Consider the following 18,550-nt stretch of genomic DNA (forward strand, 5'->3'; position numbering starts at 1 on the left):
TCACTTCCCTTCGCCGGGAGCGTCGGCCGCGGAAGCCGAGCCGGGTGGGTTGTCGTCGAGAGATCGGCTGATACGTAGTCCGGCAAGAGTTGCATCGCCGACGGTCTGCGCTTCGGCTGCCTCGATTCGCGTATCCGGAAAACCAGCCAGAGTGCGCGCAGTCTGCCGGAACGAGCACAGCGTGGCACCGCGATCGGGTGTCACGCGCTCTCCGGCGCGGAGCGCATCGACGAGTGAGCGCGCCGATTCCGGGGTCTGATTGTCGAAGAACTCCCAGTTGATCATCATGACGGGGGCGTAGTCGCACGCCGCATTGCACTCGATGTGTTCGAGGGTGATCTTACCGTCGGACGTCGAGATGGAGTGTCCGCCTTCGTCTCTGGAGCCTGTCGAGCCCAGGTGCTCTTCGAGTGCCGCGAGGATGTCGTCGCCGCCCATGATCGCGCACAGCGTGTTGGTGCAGACTCCGACCAGATACTCACCCGTCGGCCCCCGGCGATACATGGAGTAGAAGGTGGAAACTGCGGCGACCTCGGCGCCCGTCAAACCCAGCTTGGCACTGCAGAAATCGATCCCGGCCGGGGTGATGTACCCGTCCTCGGATTGCACGAGATGAAGGAGCGGCAACAGGGCGGATCGACTGGTGGTCGCGGCGGCGTCAGGCTCACGGTAACGAGCGATGACGGTTTCGGCGTCGGCGTCGAGTCGGGCGAGTACGTCGGGTGGATAGCTCGATCGTGCGCCAGGGCGTACCAATTGCGTGGGCTCCTCCGGGCGCGGCCCGAGTTCGATGAACACGCGTGACGAGCCGTTCGGGCCGGTCATCGGTCCACTCCGCCCATGACGGGATCGATACTGGCAACCGAAGCGATCACGTCGGACACCATGCCTCCCTCACACATCGCGGCTACTGCCTGAAGGTTGGTGAACGACGGGTCCCGGAAATGGACGCGGTACGGCCGGGTTCCCCCGTCGCTGACCATGTGCACCCCCAGTTCGCCACGCGGAGACTCGACGGCGACGTACACCTGACCTGGCGGCACGCGGATACCCTCGGTGACCAGTTTGAAATGGTGAATCAGACCTTCCATGGAGGACTCCATGATCTTGGCGATGTGCTTCTGCGAGTTGCCGAGGCCATCCGGTCCCACAGCGAGATCGGCAGGCCAGGCGATCTTCTTGTCGTCCACCATGACCGGGCCCGGTTGTAGCTTGTCGAGGCACTGCTCCACGATCTTGAGGGACTCCTTCATCTCCTCGACGCGGATGACGTACCTTCCGTAGCAATCGGATCCGTCGTGTGTCACTACGTCGAACTCGTAGTTCTCGTAGCCGCAGTACGGCTGCGCTCGACGCTGATCGTGGGGGAGACCTGTGGCGCGAAGGACCGGCCCCGTCACCCCGAGCGCCATACAGCCGGTGAGATCGAGATATCCAATTCCCTGGGTACGTGCTTTCCAGATGGAGTTGTCGCTGAGCATCAGTTCGACGTCACGTAACCGTTTCGGTAGGACCTTCAACAATTCCCGAACCTTCGCGACCGACCCGTCGGGTAGATCCTGAGCGAGACCACCAGGCCTGATGTAGGCGTGATTCATCCGCAGTCCGGTGATCGTCTCGAACACGTCCAGAATCAATTCGCGTTCGCGGAATCCGAACAGCATCGCCGTTACGGCGCCGAGTTCCATTCCGCCGGTCGCCAGGGCCACGAGATGTGAGGAGATCCGATTGAGTTCCATCATCATCACGCGAATGACGGTGGCTCGCTCGGGAATGTCGTCGGTGATGTCGAGAAGTTTCTCGACTCCGAGGCAGTACGCGGTTTCGTTGAAGAACGGTGACAGGTAGTCCATTCGAGTAACGAAAGTGACGCCCTGCGTCCAGTTCCGGAATTCGAGATTCTTCTCGATTCCTGTGTGCAGGTAGCCGATTCCACATCGAGCTTCCACGACCGTCTCACCCTCGATCTCGAGAATGAGGCGCAAGACCCCGTGAGTGGACGGATGCTGTGGGCCCATGTTGACCACGATCCGTTCCGCCTCGCCGGTTCGCTGGCGGGCGGGCGCGGTGACGATGTCGTCCCAGTCCTGACCCGATGCCGTGACGACGGTTTCCGTCGTGGCACCGGAGTTGCTTCCTGTCGTCTCGTTCATCAGTTGTACGACCTACGCTCGTCGGGAGGTGGAGTCTGGGCGCCCTTGTACTCGACCGGGATACCGCCGAGCGGATAGTCCTTCCGCTGGGGGTGGCCTTTCCAGTCGTCGGGCATCTCGATGCGGGTCAGGGCTGGATGACCGTCGAAGACGATCCCGAAGAAGTCGTACGTCTCGCGTTCATGCCAGTCATTGGTCGGGTAGATCCCGACGATCGACGGAATATGCGGATCGGAATCCGGCACAGATACTTCCAGCCTGATTCGGCGGTTGTGCGTAATCGAGGCAAGTGGATACACGGCGTGCAGTTCACGACCGGTGTCCTGCGGGTAGTGCACTCCGTCGACACCCAGGCAGAGCTCGAAGCGAAGGTCCGGTTCGTCGCGCAGTCTTCGCGCAACCTGCGGCAAGTGGGAGCGTTCGACGTGCAGCGTCATCTCGTCTCGAAAGATCACCACACGCTCGACTGCAGCGGCGAAAGTGCCACCCGCGCTGCTCAATGCCGCGTCCAACGAATCCGCGACTGCATCGAAATAACCGCCGAAGGGTCGAGATGCCTTGTCCTCTAGAGAGATCGGAGGGGCAAGCCTGCTGTAGCCCGAGGTGTCGCCAGTGCCGCGGACCCCGAACATCCCTCTCGCGCCGGTGTTACCCGAGGTCATCGCAGCAGCCCCTTCATGTCGATGGTGGGGGTGGATGCCAGTGCGGCGCGCTCGGCTGCCGCGCGTGCCTCTTCGCGGTTCACGCCGAGGGGCATTTCCTGGATCTTTCGGTGCAGTTCGATGATCGCGTTCAGGAGCATCTCCGGCCGCGGTGGACAGCCGGGCAAGTAGATGTCGACCGGCACGATGTGGTCGACGCCCTGAACCACTGCGTAGTTGTTGAACATTCCGCCGGACGACGCGCATACACCCATGGCCAGAACCCATTTCGGCTCGGCCATCTGGTCGTAGACCTGACGAAGTACCGGGCCCATCTTTTGACTGACCCGCCCGGCCACGATCAGAAGGTCTGCCTGTCGCGGCGACGCGCGGAATGCCTCCATGCCGAACCGCGCAAGGTCGAAGCGACCCGACGTGGTTGCCATCATCTCGATGGCGCAGCACGCGAGCCCGAAGGTGGCAGGCCACAGTGATCCTTTGCGGGCATAACCTGCCAGGCCCTCGACCGTGGTCAGTAGAAATCCGCTGGGGAGCTTTTCTTCGAGACCCATATCCGACTCTTTTCAGTCGTAACAGCTGCGGTGTGACCGGTTTTGTCTGACTCGTGTGTGCTGTTCCTGTGTTCGCTGAGCTAGTCCCAACCGAGACCGCCTCGTCGCCATTCGTATGCGTATGCCACCGAGACGTTGACTATGAAAAGGCCCATCGCCGCGAGGCCGAACAAGCCGAGCGAATCGAAATGCACCGCCCACGGATAGAGGAAAACGATCTCGATGTCGAAGATGATGAACAGCATTGCCGTCAGATAGAACTTGACGGGAAACCGTCCGCCACCAGCGGTACGGGGTGCCGGTTCGATTCCGCATTCGTAGGCTTCGAGTTTCGCCCTGTTGTACCGCTTCGGGCCCACCACGGACGCGAGAACAACCGACACCACAGCGAAGGCCATCGCGATGACCCCGAGAACGAGAATGGGGATGTAAGCGTTCATCTCACCCGAACTCCTCTCCGCTGTGCGGATGTCCGCCTAGCCCGAAGGTGCCGTTAACCCGAAGGCGCCGTTAACCCGAAGGTGCCGTTCGATTTCGATACTGCCAGCAATTCGACACTTATGTGACCTGCGACACCCACACTAGGGGAGGCCTCCGACATTGGGTTGATTTTCGAGGTGCCGAGTTTCGCTCTCGAAAGTCCGAAGTAGTCGGCGCTGCAACGAATCACCGCTGCAACGGGTGCTCACCGGCTCAGTTGCCGACGCAGAAGCGCGATGACGGTGGAAGAGAGTTCCATCGGATCTATCGGCTGCGGCACTGAGGCTTCCGCTCGCGACCACGACGCCAGCCACGCATCGTCGGGTCGACCGGTCAGTACGAGGATCGGTGGACAGTCGACGATCTCGTCCTTGAGTTGTTTCGCGACGCCCATGCCGCCCGCCGGACTCGCCTCGCCGTCGAGGATGGCGAGATCGATTCCGCCGGCATCGAGCTTGTCGACGACGATCGGCGCCGTCGCGACCTCGACGTAGTCGATGGTGGGCATCGAAGGATGTGGTCGCTCTCCGAGAGCGAGCCGAACTTGCTCGCGGGTGTGTGCGTCGTCGCTGTAGACGAGGATGCGCACGGGTGCCATGGAGTTGGGCTCTGCGGTCTCGGCGGACACGCGGCCGACGTTACTCCGGGCGGTCCACGGCTACCGGCGAATGTTCAACATCGGCAAGAACTTCCGAGAAATCGCAGCTGGGCTTCACAGCAAACGGCCCCTACCCGGCGATGAACGCCGAAGTAAGGGCCGCCTGAATTGCGTGTGCGCTCAGAAGTTTTCGACGAACTTCGTCAGGCCCTTGCTTGCAGTTTCCAGGGCCGTCTTCTGCGCCTTCTTCACCAGGAAGCCCGGCAGCGGGATCTTGGGATCGATGGTCAGTTCGAAGGTGACCTTGGTTCCACCGTCGGTGGGAGTCAAGACGTACGAGCCGTCCTGCTGGTTCTGCTGGCCGCTCTCGACGAGTGTCCAGGTCACCTTGTCGTCGCCCTCGAAGGTGTAGTCGACTACCTGCTCGTCGTTGATTCCCAGAATGGACACGGCCATGCGAACGCGATGGGGGCGACCGTCGTCGTGGGTGCTCTCGATGGTGATCTTCTTGTGCGCAGACGACCACTCCGGCAGCCGATCGACTGCAGCTACGGCCTTCATCACCGTCGCCGGATCAGCCTTGATCTCGAATTCCTTGACGCCCGAAACGGCCATGAACGTGCTCCTTCTCGCCTTGCGGCAACGGTTCGTGATTACTGCAGTTGCGCAATTAGATCATCGGCGATCAGGGTGGCGTCGAACTAGTCCATGCCGTTCTTGCGCATCTGGTCCCGCAATGCGCCCTGAACGGCTTGTGAAACCCACGAGTTGAGGGAGACTCCGTTCTGATTGGCTGCCTCCTCGGCGCGGGCTTTGATCTGATCCATCATCCTCAACGTCACTCGGCTGATATCGCCGCTGACGTCGTCGAACGAGTAAGTGGAGTCCTTCTTCTCGTCGTCTGCCTTCTCGTTTCCGCCCTCGCCGCCGGTCGAATTCGTCGGGCGGACGACGTCGGTCACGATCTCGTTGCCGTCGAGATTGACCCTGACCTCGCGGCCGTCGAGTTTGGTCCCGATCTCCTTGGCCAACTCCGTCGCCGCGGCCAACAAGACCAGGCGGACCGAGGGTTCGATGGCGGCGGACAACGACGCCGCAATCCGGCGCGTGTGATCGTCGCCGAGTTCGGCTGCGGTGACGAGGTCATTCTGCAGCTTCGCGGTGTACTCCGAAATGTCCATGACACCAGAGTGGCGTCAAAAGTGACGTCAGTCAAGGGCGTGGTGACGTCACTCGATCTCGGGGGAGCGCAACCGCTATAGAGTTGCCCAGCACCTGAGGCGAACGGCGCCCGGGTTTCGTGCTGGTCGTTTCGTGCTTGTCGAGGAGTGGGTTGTGCCGAACACGGTGTCGCTGAAAGTGCAGTTGGTGGCGAAGTCCGAGTTCTTCCCGCCCGAGGACATTCCGTGGGAGACGGACGCGGATGGCGGCGAAGCGCTCGTCGAGTTCTCCGGCCGAGCCTGCTACCAGAGTTGGTCCAAGCCGAATCCGCGAACCGCAACCAACGCCGGCTACCTCAGACATCTGCTCGAGGTCGGACACGTTTCGGTGCTAGAGCACGCGACGGTGAGCTTCTACATCACTGGTATCTCGCGCTCGTGCACTCACGAATTGATTCGTCACCGGCACTTCTCGTACTCGCAACTCTCGCAGCGATTCGTTCGCGAGAATGATGCGAACGTTGTCGTGCCTCCCGCGGTCGAAGGTGATCCCGAGCTCGAATCACTGTTTCTGTCTGCCACCGACGAGAGCCGTCGCGCTTACGGCGAACTGCTGACCGCCCTCGAGGGGAAATTGCAATCAGTGCCCGGTGCCCCGATGCGTGGGAAGCAAGCCAGGCAAGCTGCGCGCTCGGTGCTGCCCAACGCAACCGAGACGCGCTTGGTCGTGACCGGGAACTATCGGGCCTGGCGGCACTTCGTCGAGATGCGCGCCACCGAACATGCCGACGTCGAGATCCGGCGAGTCGCGATCGAGTGCCTACGTCAGCTTCGTGACGTCGCCCCAAATGTGTTCGGGGACTACGAGATTCTCCGCGGAAGCGACGGATCGGAAATCGCCGTCAGTGCATTTGCGGCCGAGTCGTGACTCGTGTGCAGAAGTAAGAGCTGAACCGGGTAACCTTCTGACCATGACCTACGGTGATTCCGCTTCTCTTGTCGAGCGTCCGTTCGGCACCATTTCCGTTGCGATGGTGACCCCGTTCACTGCCGACGGGAAGTTGGACGTCGACGCGGGAGTGCGCCTCGCAGCCCATCTCGTCGACAACGGCTGCGACGGCCTCGTTCTTGCCGGCACGACCGGTGAGTCTCCCACCACCACCGAGTCCGAGAAGCTCGACCTGCTCCGCGCAGTGATCGACGCCGTCGGCAACCGCGCGAAGATCGTTGCAGGCGCCGGGAGCAACGACACCGCCCACAGTGTCGAACTCGCCCGTGACGCGGCTCGCGCCGGAGCGCACGGTCTGCTCGTCGTCACCCCGTACTACTCGCGTCCGCCCCAGGCCGGACTCTTTGCACACTTCACCGCCGTCGCCAACGCGACCGACCTGCCCGTCATGTTGTACGACATTCCGCCCCGCTCCGTCGTCCCCATCGAGACCGAAACGATCCGCCGACTCGCCGAGCACCCGCGGATCAAGGCCGTCAAGGATGCCAAGGGTGACCTCAACGCCGGCGCAGAGTTGATCGGCACCACCGAGCTTCAGTTCTTCTCCGGTGACGACCCGCTGAACCTGCCGTGGCTCGCTGTCGGTGCTACCGGCTTCGTCAGCGTCATCGGCCATCTCGTTCCGGGTCGCCTCCGCGACCTCCACACCGCGTTCGTGTCCGGCGACATCGCCCGCGCACGCGAAATAAACCTCAGTTTGATCCCTGTGATTCGTTCCGTTGCCCGCCTCGGCGGTGTCAGCGCTTCGAAGGCGGGTCTGCGACTCATCGGAATCGATGTCGGAGAACCACGCCTTCCGCAGGTTGCACCCACTAAAGAGCAGATCGACGGTCTTGCCGCCGATCTGCATGCGGCAGGAGTTTTGTAAATGACCCGTCCCCCCCGACGTCGTAGTGCCAGTCGTCAAGCCGGTCCGCCTTCGCCTCCGGCTCCCGAAACGGCCGCGAAGGCCGCACCGGTAGAGGCACCAGCTGCGCCGGCGGCAGAAGCGGCCCCCGCCGCGGCCGCCCCGCCCAAGAAGGCCGCAGCAGCCAAATCTGCAGCGACCAAGTCCGCCGCCACCAAATCTGCTGCACCCAAGAAATCGACCGAAGACAGGTCGCCGCGCAAATCTGCCGGCGGCAACCGTCCGGCAGCGTCGAAGGCGGGCAACGGGCGCGGAAACAAGCGCCCCGAGAACCGTCCGGCCGTCGATCCCACAGGTCGCCTCGGAACACCCCCGAAGGCGCCGGCATCAGGTCTGCGCATCGTTGCTCTCGGCGGCATCGGCGAAATCGGTCGCAACATGACGGTGTTCGAGCACCGCGGCAAGTTGCTGATCGTCGACTGCGGTGTGCTGTTCCCCGAGGACCAGCAGCCCGGCGTCGACCTGATCCTCCCGGACTTCCGCTACATCGAAGACCGTATGGACGACGTCGAAGCCGTCATCTTGACTCACGGCCACGAGGACCACATCGGTGCTCTGCCGTTCTTGCTGCGCTTGCGCGCGGACATTCCGGTCATCGGCGCGAAGTTCACTCTCGCCCTCGTTGCCGCCAAGTGCCGCGAGCATCGCCTGCGACCGAACCTCGTCGAGGTCGTCGAAGGAAACACCACCACTCACGGCCCGTTCGACTGCGAGTACTTCGCCGTCAACCACTCGATTCCCGACGCGCTCGCGATCGCGATTCGCACCGACGCCGGAGTTGTACTGCACACCGGTGACATCAAGCTCGATCAGCTGCCTCTCGACGGCCGCTTGACCGACCTCGCCGGTTTCTCCCGCCTGGGCGACGAGGGTGTCGACCTGTTCCTCGTGGACTCGACCAACGCCGAGGTCCCGGGATTCGTCACGCCCGAGCGTGAAATCGGGGGAGTGCTCGACAACGTCATCGGCAAGGCGAAGCAGCGCGTCATCGTGGCATCGTTCGCCAGCCACGTGCACCGCATCCAGCAGGTCGTCGACGTTGCCGCTCGGTACAACCGTCGCATCGTCTTCGTCGGCCGCTCGATGGTCCGCAACATGCAGATCGCCCAGGATCTCGGCTACCTCACGGTGCCAGACGGACTGGTCGTCGACATCGACACCGCCGCCACCCTTCCCGACGATCGCCTGGTGCTCATTTCGACGGGTTCGCAGGGTGAGCCGTTGGCAGCGCTCTCGCGGATGGCACGCGGCGAACACCGCCAGATCAACATCCGTGCCAACGACCTGGTCGTTCTCGCATCCTCGCTGATTCCGGGTAACGAGAACTCCGTTTTTGCCGTGGTCAACGGCTTGGCCAAGCGCGGTGCCACCGTCGTGACGCAGCAGAGCGCCAAGGTTCACGTCTCGGGCCACGCGTCCGCCGGTGAGTTGCTCTACCTGTACAACGCGGTTCGGCCCACCAACGCCATGCCCGTCCACGGTGAATGGCGGCACCTGCGTGCCAACGCCGCCCTTGCCAAGGCCACCGGCGTTCCGGAAGAGCGCATCGTGCTGGCCGAGGACGGCGTCGTGGTCGACATGGTCGACGGCCTCGCCGAGATCGTCGGACGCGTACCGGTCGGACACGTCTACGTCGACGGTCTTTCAGTCGGTGACGTCGGCGAGCCGACGCTCTCCGATCGACTCGTACTCGGTGAAGGCGGCTTCATCGCCATCACCATCGTCATCAACGAGTCGACAGGACGCGCAGTCAGCACTCCCGAGGTGTCCGGCCGCGGTTTCTCCGACGATCCGACGGCACTCAAGGCCGCCGCGGATCTCGTGGAATCGGACCTGGCCCGATTGGCGAGCGAAGGCGTCATCGACGCTCATCGCATCGCGCAGTCCGTGCGCCGCGTCGTCGGACGCTGGGTCGCGGACAAGTACCGCCGCCGTCCGATGATCATTCCGACGGTCATCGCGGTTCCGTAGATTCGGCACAGCAGGTCGCTTCCGCTCGAACCCGGTCCGGTTCGAGTACTTTGGCGAAGGTGACCTTCGCTCATGACGAACGACTCGCCCTGGTGGACAGCATGGTCGAGTTCGGCCCCGATGCTCCGACACTGTGTGGGGAGTGGACCAATCGTGACCTGGCAGCACATCTGATTGTCCGGGAGCGGCGTCTCGACGCCGCTCCCGGAATCATGTTGAGCCCTCTTGCCGGTCACACCGAGAGCGTTCGAAAGGCCGCAGCGGCGCGTCCGTGGGAGGAGATCCTCGACGACGTTCGGAGCGGGCCGCCGCGATGGTCGCCGATGTACTGGCTCGACGCGCAGGTCAACACCACCGAGATGTTCGTTCACCACGAAGATGTACGCCGCGCACATCTGAACTGGGCGCCGCGTCCGTTGTCGGAGGGTCGGCAGGCTCAGCTGTGGAAGTACGCACGCCAGATCGGCAAGATGGGCTACCGCAAGGCTGCTGTCGAGGTAATTTTCGAACTTCCCTCCGGCGAGAGTGCGGTCGTCCATAAATCCGGCTCTCGCAGTGTTGTCTTGCAGGGCGAACCCGCCGAGTTGCTGCTGCACGCATTCGGTCGCAACGAAGTGAAGATCGAAGCCAAAGGTGAACTGGCCGACGTCCAATCCGTGATGGCGCTCGATCGCAGTTTCTGATTGCCTTTTTCTACCTGAGTGGCGCTCGAACGACGGGTTGCGAAGATCACGTTTCGCACTCGCGACCAGTGTTGCTGGTGTTGCGGATGGTCCAGATGGGGTCGCACAGACTAGCCTGAACTCCATGGCAGGTAAGTCGAGCGCCCGGGGATCCAGTACAAGCACGTCCACGTCCAGGGCATCGACCAGGTCGTCAGCCTCCACTCCGAGTGCGCGCACGACCGCAAAACCTCGCACCTCGCGCACCACACGGACCGTGTCGACTCCTCGGAACGTCACGACTTCGGCCAGGGCTGGTGGGCGCCCGGCCTCGGGCAAAGGCTCCAAGCCAGCGCCCAAGAAGGCCTCCGGTACGTCGTCGGCCGCGCGCCGCCCGGTATCGAAAACGTCTCAGCGGGCCAGCCCGTTGGCGGCTGTCGGCAAGGGAATCGGAGCCGGGTGGTCCCTGGCTGCCCGCGGCGTCGGCGCCACCACACGCACCGTCAGTAAGGTCGGCGAGATCGAAGCCGGCCACCGCCGCGACGGAATAGCGCTCGGCCTGATCGCATTCAGCGTCGTCATCGCCGGCGGCGTCTGGTTCAAGGCCGGTGGTCCGATCGGCGGCGGCATCGACACCCTTGTGCGCGCTATCTTCGGCGCGGCCTCGGCCGTGCTCCCCATCGTCGGCGTCGGCCTCGCGATCCTGTTGATGCGCACAGAACCGAAACCTGAGATCCGCCCCCGACTGATCATGGGATCGTTGCTGGTCGGTCTGCCGGCGCTCGGCCTCTGGCACATCATCTCGGGTTCACCGACAGACTCCACCGGTCGCTCCAACGGAGCAGGGTTCGTCGGGTACGTCGTGGGGGGCCCGCTCACCAACGGGCTCACCGTCTGGCTGTCTGCGCCGCTGCTGGTCATCGCCGCCGGATTCGGAATCCTCCTTCTGACCGGAACCACGCTGCGTGAGGTGCCGAGCAAGTTCCAGTCCTTCTTCGGTGCCTCGTATCGCTCGGACGAATACGGCGACTACGGATCCGAATTCGACGAGGATGGCGAGCACCACTACGGCGAATCTGCTTACGATCCTTCACTGTTCGACGCCGACGGCTACCCGGTCGACACCTACGCCGAGCCACCGCTCAAGCCCGCCAAGCGGACCAGCCGACGCGCACCGATCGACAACTACCCGACGGACGAGTTCGAATCCGGCGACAAGAAGACCGAAGTACTCGGTCTGTGGAACGCCGACGACACCGCAGTACCCGACGAGCCCGTCGTGGCTGCTGCCGCGCCCGTCGTGGAGACTCCGGCGCCGCGCCCCAAGGTGCCGGCCCGTTCCGTCCCTATCGCCAAGCCTGTGCCGAAACCCGAACCGGAGCCGGAGGAGAAGGAACACTTCGTCACCGATCGGGTCACCGACGGCGACTACAACCTCCCTCCGACGACGTTGCTGATCGAAGGGGACCCGCCCAAGCTCCGCAGTTCTGCGAACGACGCGATGATCGAAGCGATCAGCGAGGTCCTCGAACAGTTCAAGATCGACGCCGCCGTTACCGGATTCACGCGGGGCCCGACAGTGACGCGGTACGAGGTCGAACTCGGCCCAGGCGTGAAGGTCGAGAAGATCACCGCGCTCGCCCGCAACATCGCCTATGCAGTGGCTACCGACAACGTCCGTCTCCTGGCCCCCATTCCGGGTAAGTCCGCGGTGGGCATCGAGGTACCGAACTCCGACCGCGAAATGGTTCGCCTCGCCGACGTGCTGAACGCGCCGAGCACCCGACGCGATCACCATCCACTGGTGATCGGTCTGGGCAAGGACATCGAAGGTGACTTCGTCAGTGCCAACCTCGCGAAGATGCCCCACCTTCTGGTGGCAGGTTCGACCGGCTCGGGTAAGTCGAGCTTCGTGAACTCGATGCTCGTCTCGTTGCTCACCCGAGCAACGCCGGAAGAAGTACGGATGATCCTCATCGACCCGAAGATGGTCGAGCTCACGCCGTACGAAGGTATCCCGCACCTGATCACGCCGATCATCACTCAGCCGAAGAAGGCCGCGGCAGCGCTGGCCTGGTTGGTCGAGGAGATGGAACAGCGTTACCAGGACATGCAGGCCAACCGGGTGCGTCATATCGACGACTTCAACTCCAAGGTCAAGTCCGGCGAAATCACCGCCCCGCTGGGCAGCGAGCGCGTCTACCGTCCGTACCCGTACATCCTGGCAATTGTGGACGAGCTGGCCGACCTCATGATGACCGCTCCCCGCGACGTCGAAGAAGCGATCGTCCGCATCACGCAGAAAGCCCGTGCTGCCGGTATCCACCTGGTGCTGGCAACGCAGCGCCCCTCCGTCGACGTCGTCACCGGCCTGATCAAGACCAACGTGCCGTCTCGTCTGGCGTTCGCGACGTCTTCACTGACGGACTCGCGAGTCATCCTCGATCAGCCAGGCGCCGAGAAGCTCATCGGTATGGGTGACGGCCTCTTCCTGCCCATGGGTGCGGGTAAGCCGACCCGTATGCAGGGCGCGTTCATCACCGACGAAGAAATCTCGGCGGTCGTCGACTTCGCGAAGAACCAGGCGGAGCCCGAGTACACCGAAGGTGTCACCGCGCAGAAGGCCGGGGAGAAGAAAGACGTCGACCCCGACATCGGCGACGACATGGATGTCCTCTTGCAGGCCGTGGAATTGGTGATCACCAGCCAGTTCGGTTCGACGTCGATGCTTCAGCGCAAGCTGCGAGTCGGGTTCGCCAAGGCCGGCCGACTGATGGACCTCATGGAAAATCGTGGCGTCGTCGGACCCAGCGAGGGCTCGAAGGCCCGCGAGGTACTCATGAAGCCTGAGGAACTCGACGGTCTGCTGTGGTCGATTCGCGGCGGCGACCCGGATGAGGCACCCGCAGACGAGTAGGGACACCTCGGCGGACAAGCCGTCGACAGACGACCGGAGGAACCCGTGCATGTGACGCCGTTGGCTTGGGGAATCACGATCGTGGTGATCCTCGGCCTGTTCGTCTTCGACTTCTTCGCCCACGTCCGCACTCCGCATGCGCCGACCTTCCGGGAGTCCGCGTTCTGGTCGACGGTCTACATCTCGATCGCCATCGTCTTCGGCCTCGTCGTGATGTGGATCTGGGGCACCACGTACGGCGGTGAGTACTTCGCCGGCTATGTCACGGAAAAGGCGCTCTCGGTCGACAATCTGTTCGTCTTCGTGATCATCATGTCGACCTTCGCGGTACCACGAGAGTTCCAGCAGAAGGTATTGCTGATCGGCATCGTCCTCGCGTTGGTGATGCGCGGAATCTTCATCGGTGTCGGTGCCGCCGCCATCAACGCATACAGCTGGGTGTTCTACCTCTTCGGTGCGTTCCTGATCTACACCGCGTACACCCTGATCCGCGATCACGGGCATGAGAAGGAAGCCGAGGAGAAGCGCGACAGTCGCATCATCTCGCTCGTGAAACGGGTGCTGCCGACTACCGAGGAATACGACGGCGACAAACTGATCACCCGGATCGACGGCAAGCGCGTCGTGACTCCGTTGTTGTTGGCGCTCATCGCAATCGGCTTTGCCGACGTGCTCTTCGCGCTCGATTCGATTCCGGCGATCTACGGTCTGACTCAGGAACCGTATCTGGTGTTCACCGCCAACGCCTTCGCACTGATGGGCCTACGGCAGCTGTACTTCCTGATCGGCGGGTTGCTCGAACGGCTGGTCTATCTCTCGTACGGGCTCTCGATAATCTTGGCGTTCATCGGTGTGAAACTGGTACTTCACGCGTTGCACGAGAACACCCTCTCGTTCGTCAACGGAGGTGAACACGTCTCCGTGCCGGAAATCTCCACGGCACTCTCACTCGGAGTGATCATCGGAGTATTGGCGGTGACGACGGTCGCGAGCCTGTTGAAGACTCGCGACCGGGCCGGGGAGTAGGCCGACGCTCTCAGGCGCTGAACTGACCCAACACCGGAACCCACTCGGTGATCCGGACCTTCTCGATCAAATCGGCGATCGCGAACGGGTCGTGGGTGAAGAGGAGTGAAACGGTGTCGGCGTCAGCGGCGTCGACGATGATCAGCGCGCCGTTTCCATCTGCAAACGGGCCAGATGACAGAACGATCGAGCGGGAAACCAGATCCGCGAGCCAGGCGCGGTGATCGCTGCGGACTTCGTCGCGCTGAGGGGTCTTCTCGGGTGCGTAGGTGTATTCGACGAGGAACAACGACATCGTGAACCGCTTTCGGAGGCTGGTGATCGAGACAGGTGTGTTTGAAGAGTCTGAACGGTTCAGAGAGTCAGGAGCATGCGAGTATTGCCGAGTGTGTTGGGTTTCACATAGCTCAGATCGAGGAACTCGGCGACGCCGGCGTCGTAGGACCGACACATTTCCGCATATACCTCGGCGGTGACGGGAGTGCCGTCGATCTCCGCGAATCCGTGACGGTGGAAGAACTCGGTCTCGAACGTCAAAACGAACAACCGTTCCAACTCCAATTCCTTGGCGACCTCGATGAGTTTGTCGACGACGTGGAAACCTGCGCCCTGCCCTTTCGCAGTCGGATCGACTGCTACGGTGCGGATCTCACCCAGGTCCGCCCACAGCACATGCAGTGCGCCGCAGGCGATTACCTGGTCACCCCGCTCGGCGACCCAGAACTCCTGGACTGCCTCGTACAGCGTCACGAGATTCTTCTCGAGGAGGATCTTGCCGGCGTAGATGTCGATCAGACGCTTGATTTCGGGGATGTCCGACGTTCGCGCGCGACGCACGATCAACTGGCTCTCGGTATAGGTCGGCGCGGTCGAAGTCATGTGGTGCACATTAGTCAATGGCCCTACCGATATTCTAAGTCGCGTGCCTGTCCGCCCCACGCAATTCCCGCGCCGCTCGGCTGTATCCCGGGTTCGGCTCACCGCCTGTGCGGTGATCCGATGAGTACCCCGCGCGATCAGACCGACGCCCATCGCGCCGCCGTCGGCCCGTCCGACGGCACACCTGTCGCGGACAACCCGGTTCCGTTGCTGAACATCGCGAACATTCTCACGATGATCCGAATGGTTCTTGTTCCGGTGTTTCTCGTTGTTCTGTTCGTCGACGGCGGACACTCGACGTGGTGGCGTCTCGGGGCGATGGGCGTGTTCATCGTCGCCGCGATCACGGATCGGATCGACGGCCAATTGGCTCGGAAGTACGGTCTGGTCACCGATTTCGGGAAACTCATGGACCCGATCGCGGACAAGGCGCTGATCGGAGCCGCGCTGATCGGGCTCTCGGTTCTCGGTGATCTGTCGTGGTGGGTGACCGGAGTGATCATCGCCAGGGAACTCGGAATCACGCTGCTGCGGTTCGCGGTTCTGCGGCACGCGGTCATCCCGGCGGGCAAGGGCGGCAAGCTCAAGACCCTCGTGCAGGCCGTTGCGATCGGGTTCTACCTCTGCCCGCTGCCGAGCAGTTGGGACATCGTCAGCGGGCTGCTGATGGCCGCTGCCGTCGTGCTGACGGTGGCGACGGGAATCGAATACATCGTGCAGGCGATCAGGCTTCGCGCCGGAGTTCGCGCAGTCGAGTCATGACCGACCCGCTGCTCGGACTCGGAGTGGTCGAACTTGTCGAGGCCCTCGGCGCCGCGAAGCAGACTGTCGCCGCCGCCGAATCTCTGACAGCAGGGCTGTTCACGGCTGCAGTCGCGTCGGTGCCGGGGTCGAGCGCGGTGCTGCGTGGGGGTCTGGTCGTGTACGCGACCGACCTGAAAGCAACACTGGCTGGTGTGGATCCAGGCCGCCTGGCAACGGACGGCCCCGTGTCCGAGAGCACGGCGGTGGCATTGGCGCTCGGCGCCCGGACGAAGTGCGGTGCGGACTGGGGTATCGGTCTGACCGGAGTCGCCGGTCCGAGTGAGCAGGACGGACACCCGGTCGGAACAGTGTTTCTCGGTATCGCCGGCCCTGACGGAACCGAATGCGAACCGCTCGCGCTCGGCGGCGAACGGTGGGAGATTCGGACAACCGCGGTCGCGACTGCCGTGTCGCGGTTGCGTGATCGTGTCGTAGAGCGTGCGGCACGATAGGCTCGGGAACCAATCGGATGTGTTCGGACGTTGACGATTGTGAAGACGTACGACCATGCACGATGAGGTCACGGATGAAGGAGGAGCGAGATGGCGCTGCTATTGCGTGAGGCAATCGGTGACAGTCTCCGGCGTACGCGCGTTTCGCAGAGCCGCACGCTACGTGAGGTCTCGAACAGCGCGCGTGTGAGCTTGGGCTATCTGTCCGAAGTGGAACGTGGACGTAAGGAAGCATCGAGCGAATTGTTGGCGGCGATCTGTGATGCGCTCGCAGTCCCACTGTCCGACGTGCTGGTCGACGTGAGCGAGACCCTGGCCACGAAGAAGAGCGCTCCGGTAGCTGGTCGGCAGGTTGCCGAACCTGCCGTGTCGGCTTCCGGCTCTGTCTCGGCTTCCGGTTCGCCGACTATCGCACGCGATACCCGCGTCGTGATTCCGGCACCGAACGCTCGAAGGTTGGCGGCGGCGTAGCCACTACCGGCCGTAACCGATAGATTTTGTACGTAACCGCCGGTTTCCAGCAGGTGGGGTCAGAGCAGATAGGGCGCAGCCCTTGTTTCGGTGCGCGACGGTCGCGCTCCGGGTCGCGTTCGGCGCGGCGCATCAGATGGAGGCAGGATCAAACCAATGGCTAATCCTTTCGTCAAGGGCTGGAAGTACCTGATGGCGCTCTTCAATTCGAAGATCGATGAGAAGGCAGATCCAAAGGTTCAGATTCAGCAGGCGATCGAGGACGCACAGCGCCAGCATCAGGCGTTGTCCCAGCAGGCTGCGTCGGTGATCGGTAATCAGCGTCAACTCGAGATGAAGCTCAGCCGTCAACTCGACGAGGTCGAAAAGCTCAACGCCAACGCGCGCCAGGCAGTCAACCTCGCCGATCAGGCCGCTGCTGCCGGCGACAACGACAAGGCGATTCAGTACACCAACGCTGCAGAAGCTTTTGCGGCCCAGTTGGTGACGGCCGAGCAGGGCGTCGAGGATCTGAAAGCACTGCACGACCAGTCCTTGCAGGCAGCCGCTCAGGCCAAGAAGGCCGTCGAGCAGAACGCGATGACACTGCAGGCAAAGGTTGCCGAGCGCACCAAGCTGCTCAGCCAGCTCGAGCAGGCCAAGATGCAGGAGCGCGTGAGCGAGTCCCTTCGTTCCATGGACAGCACGCTGTCGGCTCCGGGCAACACACCCAGCCTCGATGCTGTGCGCGACAAGATCGAACGTCGCTACGCTGACGCACTCGGCTCTGCCGAGCTCGCCCAGAACTCCGTTCAGGGCCGCATGATGGAGGTCCAGCAGGCCTCGGTCCAGATGGCAGGGCACAGTCGTCTCGAGCAGATTCGTGCATCCATGAAGGGCGAGGCGCTGCCGTCCGGCGGCGCAGCAGCCACTCCCGCGACTCCGTCCGTCGAAAAGCAGCCCCCGGCTGCCGGTCAGACCGGGCAGTAGCCGAATCCTCGATGTCGGCAGTGATGCTCTGATGTTTTCTTCACGAGACGGTCGATCTGGGCGTGAGCCCCGGTCGGCCGTTCCCGTTTCCGTATCCGGCGCTTTCGGAGCCTTGGGACGCACCGCGGATACATTGCGCGAGGTCGGGCTTTCGGCGGCGGATGCCGCTCGGCGGTGGCAGGACCCGCGGGCCAAGTTCGAGCGCAAGCGTGCCCGTGCGCGCCGACGCGCTCAGCGTTGGGGTTTCATGTCCGGCGGATCCGTGGTCGGCACGGCCGGCCTCGCTGTCGCGTCGGCTCCAGAGTGGTCGGTGGTCGTGGCAGGCGGGGGAGCGGCACTGTTCGCGGTTCCCGCCGTGATCGCGGTCGGCCGCTACCGTTCGATGAGTTCCGGCCCGCCGCCGTCAGCGCCGATTCGCCGGCGGCTGCCACCGTCGTCGTCTCGCGCGTTCATCCCGATGTCGCGCCTCATCGGCGCCGAGACTTCGCTGTTCGAGATCTTGAGTGTGCTCAGACGCGCCGACACCATCGACCCCGGTGAGTTGGACGAAATCACTGTTACCGCCGATTCGGCACTGAGAGCGATGTTCGCGGTGTCTTCGGATGTCGTCGCGATGGAACGCGCTGTGGCCGCGACGCCGAAGGTAACCGAACCTCTTGATCCCACCATCGACGGCGCAGTCCGTGAGTTGCAGTCGGGGTTGGATCAGTACGAGGATCTGGTGACTTCGGCAGCTGCTCTGACAGCGCCTCACAGCCCGTCGGCGCTCGTGGGATTCAACCGAGAGCTTTCGGCGCTGCACGCGGCCGCCGAGCGGCTCTCGGCGCTTGCCGACGCCATCGGCGAGGTGGACGACATCACCCGCAAGTACAACTGATC

The 18,550-nt window shown here is 63.1% G+C and carries 21 protein-coding genes; 11 read left to right on the top strand and 10 right to left on the bottom strand.

Annotated features, from left to right (window positions below):
• The 8 genes from nuoE to RA302_RS12995 form a co-directional block, all read right to left on the bottom strand.
• Window positions 1-825, bottom strand: a complete 825-nt coding sequence (nuoE, locus tag RA302_RS12960) for an NADH-quinone oxidoreductase subunit NuoE (protein ID WP_020969458.1) — start codon at window positions 823-825, stop codon at window positions 1-3.
• Entirely contained in the window at window positions 822-2,153 is a 1,332-nt protein-coding gene (gene nuoD / locus RA302_RS12965; protein ID WP_243617209.1) for an NADH dehydrogenase (quinone) subunit D, read from the bottom strand. The genes nuoE and nuoD overlap by 4 nt, the downstream gene beginning before the upstream one ends.
• Entirely contained in the window at window positions 2,153-2,815 is a 663-nt protein-coding gene (locus RA302_RS12970; protein ID WP_020907509.1) for an NADH-quinone oxidoreductase subunit C, read from the bottom strand. The genes nuoD and RA302_RS12970 overlap by 1 nt, the downstream gene beginning before the upstream one ends.
• Window positions 2,812-3,366: an NADH-quinone oxidoreductase subunit B gene (locus RA302_RS12975; protein ID WP_003942234.1), complete on the bottom strand. Its 555-nt coding sequence runs from the start codon at window positions 3,364-3,366 to the stop codon at window positions 2,812-2,814. Before RA302_RS12975 ends, RA302_RS12970 begins: the two co-directional genes overlap by 4 nt.
• 80 nt (window positions 3,367-3,446) lie before the next feature.
• Window positions 3,447-3,806, bottom strand: a complete 360-nt coding sequence (locus RA302_RS12980) for an NADH-quinone oxidoreductase subunit A (protein ID WP_003942165.1) — start codon at window positions 3,804-3,806, stop codon at window positions 3,447-3,449.
• Between the two features lie 245 nt (window positions 3,807-4,051).
• Window positions 4,052-4,444, bottom strand: a complete 393-nt coding sequence (locus tag RA302_RS12985) for a response regulator transcription factor (protein ID WP_044480360.1) — start codon at window positions 4,442-4,444, stop codon at window positions 4,052-4,054.
• 180 nt (window positions 4,445-4,624) lie between these two features.
• Entirely contained in the window at window positions 4,625-5,059 is a 435-nt protein-coding gene (locus RA302_RS12990; protein WP_019748176.1) for an SRPBCC family protein, read from the bottom strand.
• 86 nt (window positions 5,060-5,145) lie between these two features.
• Window positions 5,146-5,625, bottom strand: coding sequence for a toxin-antitoxin system HicB family antitoxin (locus tag RA302_RS12995; protein ID WP_243617210.1), 480 nt, complete (start codon window positions 5,623-5,625; stop codon window positions 5,146-5,148).
• Between the two features lie 154 nt (window positions 5,626-5,779).
• Between RA302_RS12995 and thyX the strand changes: the two genes are divergently transcribed.
• The 6 genes from thyX to RA302_RS13025 all read left to right on the top strand — a co-directional run bounded on the left by thyX (window position 5,780) and on the right by RA302_RS13025 (window position 14,096).
• Window positions 5,780-6,532: an FAD-dependent thymidylate synthase gene (gene thyX / locus RA302_RS13000; protein ID WP_029538044.1), complete on the top strand. Its 753-nt coding sequence runs from the start codon at window positions 5,780-5,782 to the stop codon at window positions 6,530-6,532.
• A 43-nt stretch (window positions 6,533-6,575) separates the two neighbouring features.
• Window positions 6,576-7,481 (top strand): 4-hydroxy-tetrahydrodipicolinate synthase, encoded by a 906-nt coding sequence (gene dapA, locus RA302_RS13005; protein ID WP_003942142.1) that lies wholly within the window; start codon window positions 6,576-6,578, stop codon window positions 7,479-7,481.
• Complete coding sequence (locus RA302_RS13010) at window positions 7,482-9,491, top strand: ribonuclease J (protein ID WP_019748179.1); 2,010 nt, start codon at window positions 7,482-7,484, stop codon at window positions 9,489-9,491.
• Between the two features lie 59 nt (window positions 9,492-9,550).
• Window positions 9,551-10,174, top strand: a complete 624-nt coding sequence (locus tag RA302_RS13015; protein WP_003942175.1) for a TIGR03085 family metal-binding protein — start codon at window positions 9,551-9,553, stop codon at window positions 10,172-10,174.
• A 124-nt stretch (window positions 10,175-10,298) separates the two neighbouring features.
• Window positions 10,299-13,070: a DNA translocase FtsK gene (locus tag RA302_RS13020; RefSeq protein ID WP_019748180.1), complete on the top strand. Its 2,772-nt coding sequence runs from the start codon at window positions 10,299-10,301 to the stop codon at window positions 13,068-13,070.
• A gap of 45 nt (window positions 13,071-13,115) precedes the next feature.
• Window positions 13,116-14,096: a TerC family protein gene (locus RA302_RS13025; RefSeq protein ID WP_019748181.1), complete on the top strand. Its 981-nt coding sequence runs from the start codon at window positions 13,116-13,118 to the stop codon at window positions 14,094-14,096.
• Between the two features lie 10 nt (window positions 14,097-14,106).
• Here the strand turns inward: RA302_RS13025 and RA302_RS13030 are convergent, their stop codons facing one another.
• Window positions 14,107-14,391: a YciI family protein gene (locus RA302_RS13030; RefSeq protein ID WP_019748182.1), complete on the bottom strand. Its 285-nt coding sequence runs from the start codon at window positions 14,389-14,391 to the stop codon at window positions 14,107-14,109.
• Between the two features lie 59 nt (window positions 14,392-14,450).
• Window positions 14,451-14,975: an amino-acid N-acetyltransferase gene (locus tag RA302_RS13035; protein WP_019748183.1), complete on the bottom strand. Its 525-nt coding sequence runs from the start codon at window positions 14,973-14,975 to the stop codon at window positions 14,451-14,453.
• 120 nt (window positions 14,976-15,095) lie between these two features.
• Here RA302_RS13035 and pgsA point away from each other — a divergent pair, with 120 nt between their 5' ends.
• From pgsA to RA302_RS13060, 5 genes are all read left to right on the top strand, one after another.
• The gene (gene pgsA, locus RA302_RS13040) at window positions 15,096-15,737 is read left to right on the top strand and encodes a CDP-diacylglycerol--glycerol-3-phosphate 3-phosphatidyltransferase (protein WP_019748184.1); all 642 of its coding nucleotides are present in this window, start codon (window positions 15,096-15,098) and stop codon (window positions 15,735-15,737) included.
• On the top strand, window positions 15,734-16,231 hold the full coding sequence (locus RA302_RS13045; protein WP_019748185.1) for a CinA family protein: 498 nt from the start codon (window positions 15,734-15,736) through the stop codon (window positions 16,229-16,231). The genes pgsA and RA302_RS13045 overlap by 4 nt, the downstream gene beginning before the upstream one ends.
• Before the next feature lie 90 nt (window positions 16,232-16,321).
• A complete protein-coding gene (locus RA302_RS13050) occupies window positions 16,322-16,702 on the top strand; it encodes a helix-turn-helix transcriptional regulator (RefSeq protein WP_003942191.1) in 381 nt (126 codons plus the stop codon).
• 156 nt (window positions 16,703-16,858) lie between these two features.
• Complete coding sequence (gene pspA / locus RA302_RS13055; RefSeq protein ID WP_003942098.1) at window positions 16,859-17,671, top strand: phage shock protein PspA; 813 nt, start codon at window positions 16,859-16,861, stop codon at window positions 17,669-17,671.
• Between the two features lie 31 nt (window positions 17,672-17,702).
• Window positions 17,703-18,548 (top strand): hypothetical protein, encoded by an 846-nt coding sequence (locus RA302_RS13060; protein ID WP_020907518.1) that lies wholly within the window; start codon window positions 17,703-17,705, stop codon window positions 18,546-18,548.
• The last annotated feature ends 2 nt before the right edge of the window (window positions 18,549-18,550 follow it).

The sequence above is a fragment of the Rhodococcus sp. DN22 genome (assembly GCF_036669995.1).
Classification (GTDB): domain Bacteria; phylum Actinomycetota; class Actinomycetes; order Mycobacteriales; family Mycobacteriaceae; genus Rhodococcus_F; species Rhodococcus_F erythropolis.

What these genes read in the sequence shown, in the direction of transcription:
- nuoE (WP_020969458.1), bottom strand. Translation starts at nt 825, where the DNA reads ATGACCGGCCCGAACGGCTCGTCACGCGTGTTCATCGAACTCGGGCCG.
- nuoD (WP_243617209.1), bottom strand. Translation starts at nt 2,153, where the DNA reads ATGAACGAGACGACAGGAAGCAACTCCGGTGCCACGACGGAAACCGTC.
- RA302_RS12970 (WP_020907509.1), bottom strand. Translation starts at nt 2,815, where the DNA reads ATGACCTCGGGTAACACCGGCGCGAGAGGGATGTTCGGGGTCCGCGGC.
- RA302_RS12975 (WP_003942234.1), bottom strand. Translation starts at nt 3,366, where the DNA reads ATGGGTCTCGAAGAAAAGCTCCCCAGCGGATTTCTACTGACCACGGTC.
- RA302_RS12980 (WP_003942165.1), bottom strand. Translation starts at nt 3,806, where the DNA reads ATGAACGCTTACATCCCCATTCTCGTTCTCGGGGTCATCGCGATGGCC.
- RA302_RS12985 (WP_044480360.1), bottom strand. Translation starts at nt 4,444, where the DNA reads ATGGCACCCGTGCGCATCCTCGTCTACAGCGACGACGCACACACCCGC.
- RA302_RS12990 (WP_019748176.1), bottom strand. Translation starts at nt 5,059, where the DNA reads ATGGCCGTTTCGGGCGTCAAGGAATTCGAGATCAAGGCTGATCCGGCG.
- RA302_RS12995 (WP_243617210.1), bottom strand. Translation starts at nt 5,625, where the DNA reads ATGGACATTTCGGAGTACACCGCGAAGCTGCAGAATGACCTCGTCACC.
- dapA (WP_003942142.1), top strand. Translation starts at nt 6,576, where the DNA reads ATGACCTACGGTGATTCCGCTTCTCTTGTCGAGCGTCCGTTCGGCACC.
- RA302_RS13010 (WP_019748179.1), top strand. Translation starts at nt 7,482, where the DNA reads ATGACCCGTCCCCCCCGACGTCGTAGTGCCAGTCGTCAAGCCGGTCCG.
- RA302_RS13020 (WP_019748180.1), top strand. Translation starts at nt 10,299, where the DNA reads ATGGCAGGTAAGTCGAGCGCCCGGGGATCCAGTACAAGCACGTCCACG.
- RA302_RS13030 (WP_019748182.1), bottom strand. Translation starts at nt 14,391, where the DNA reads ATGTCGTTGTTCCTCGTCGAATACACCTACGCACCCGAGAAGACCCCT.
- RA302_RS13035 (WP_019748183.1), bottom strand. Translation starts at nt 14,975, where the DNA reads ATGACTTCGACCGCGCCGACCTATACCGAGAGCCAGTTGATCGTGCGT.
- pgsA (WP_019748184.1), top strand. Translation starts at nt 15,096, where the DNA reads ATGAGTACCCCGCGCGATCAGACCGACGCCCATCGCGCCGCCGTCGGC.
- RA302_RS13045 (WP_019748185.1), top strand. Translation starts at nt 15,734, where the DNA reads ATGACCGACCCGCTGCTCGGACTCGGAGTGGTCGAACTTGTCGAGGCC.
- RA302_RS13050 (WP_003942191.1), top strand. Translation starts at nt 16,322, where the DNA reads ATGGCGCTGCTATTGCGTGAGGCAATCGGTGACAGTCTCCGGCGTACG.
- pspA (WP_003942098.1), top strand. Translation starts at nt 16,859, where the DNA reads ATGGCTAATCCTTTCGTCAAGGGCTGGAAGTACCTGATGGCGCTCTTC.
- RA302_RS13060 (WP_020907518.1), top strand. Translation starts at nt 17,703, where the DNA reads ATGTTTTCTTCACGAGACGGTCGATCTGGGCGTGAGCCCCGGTCGGCC.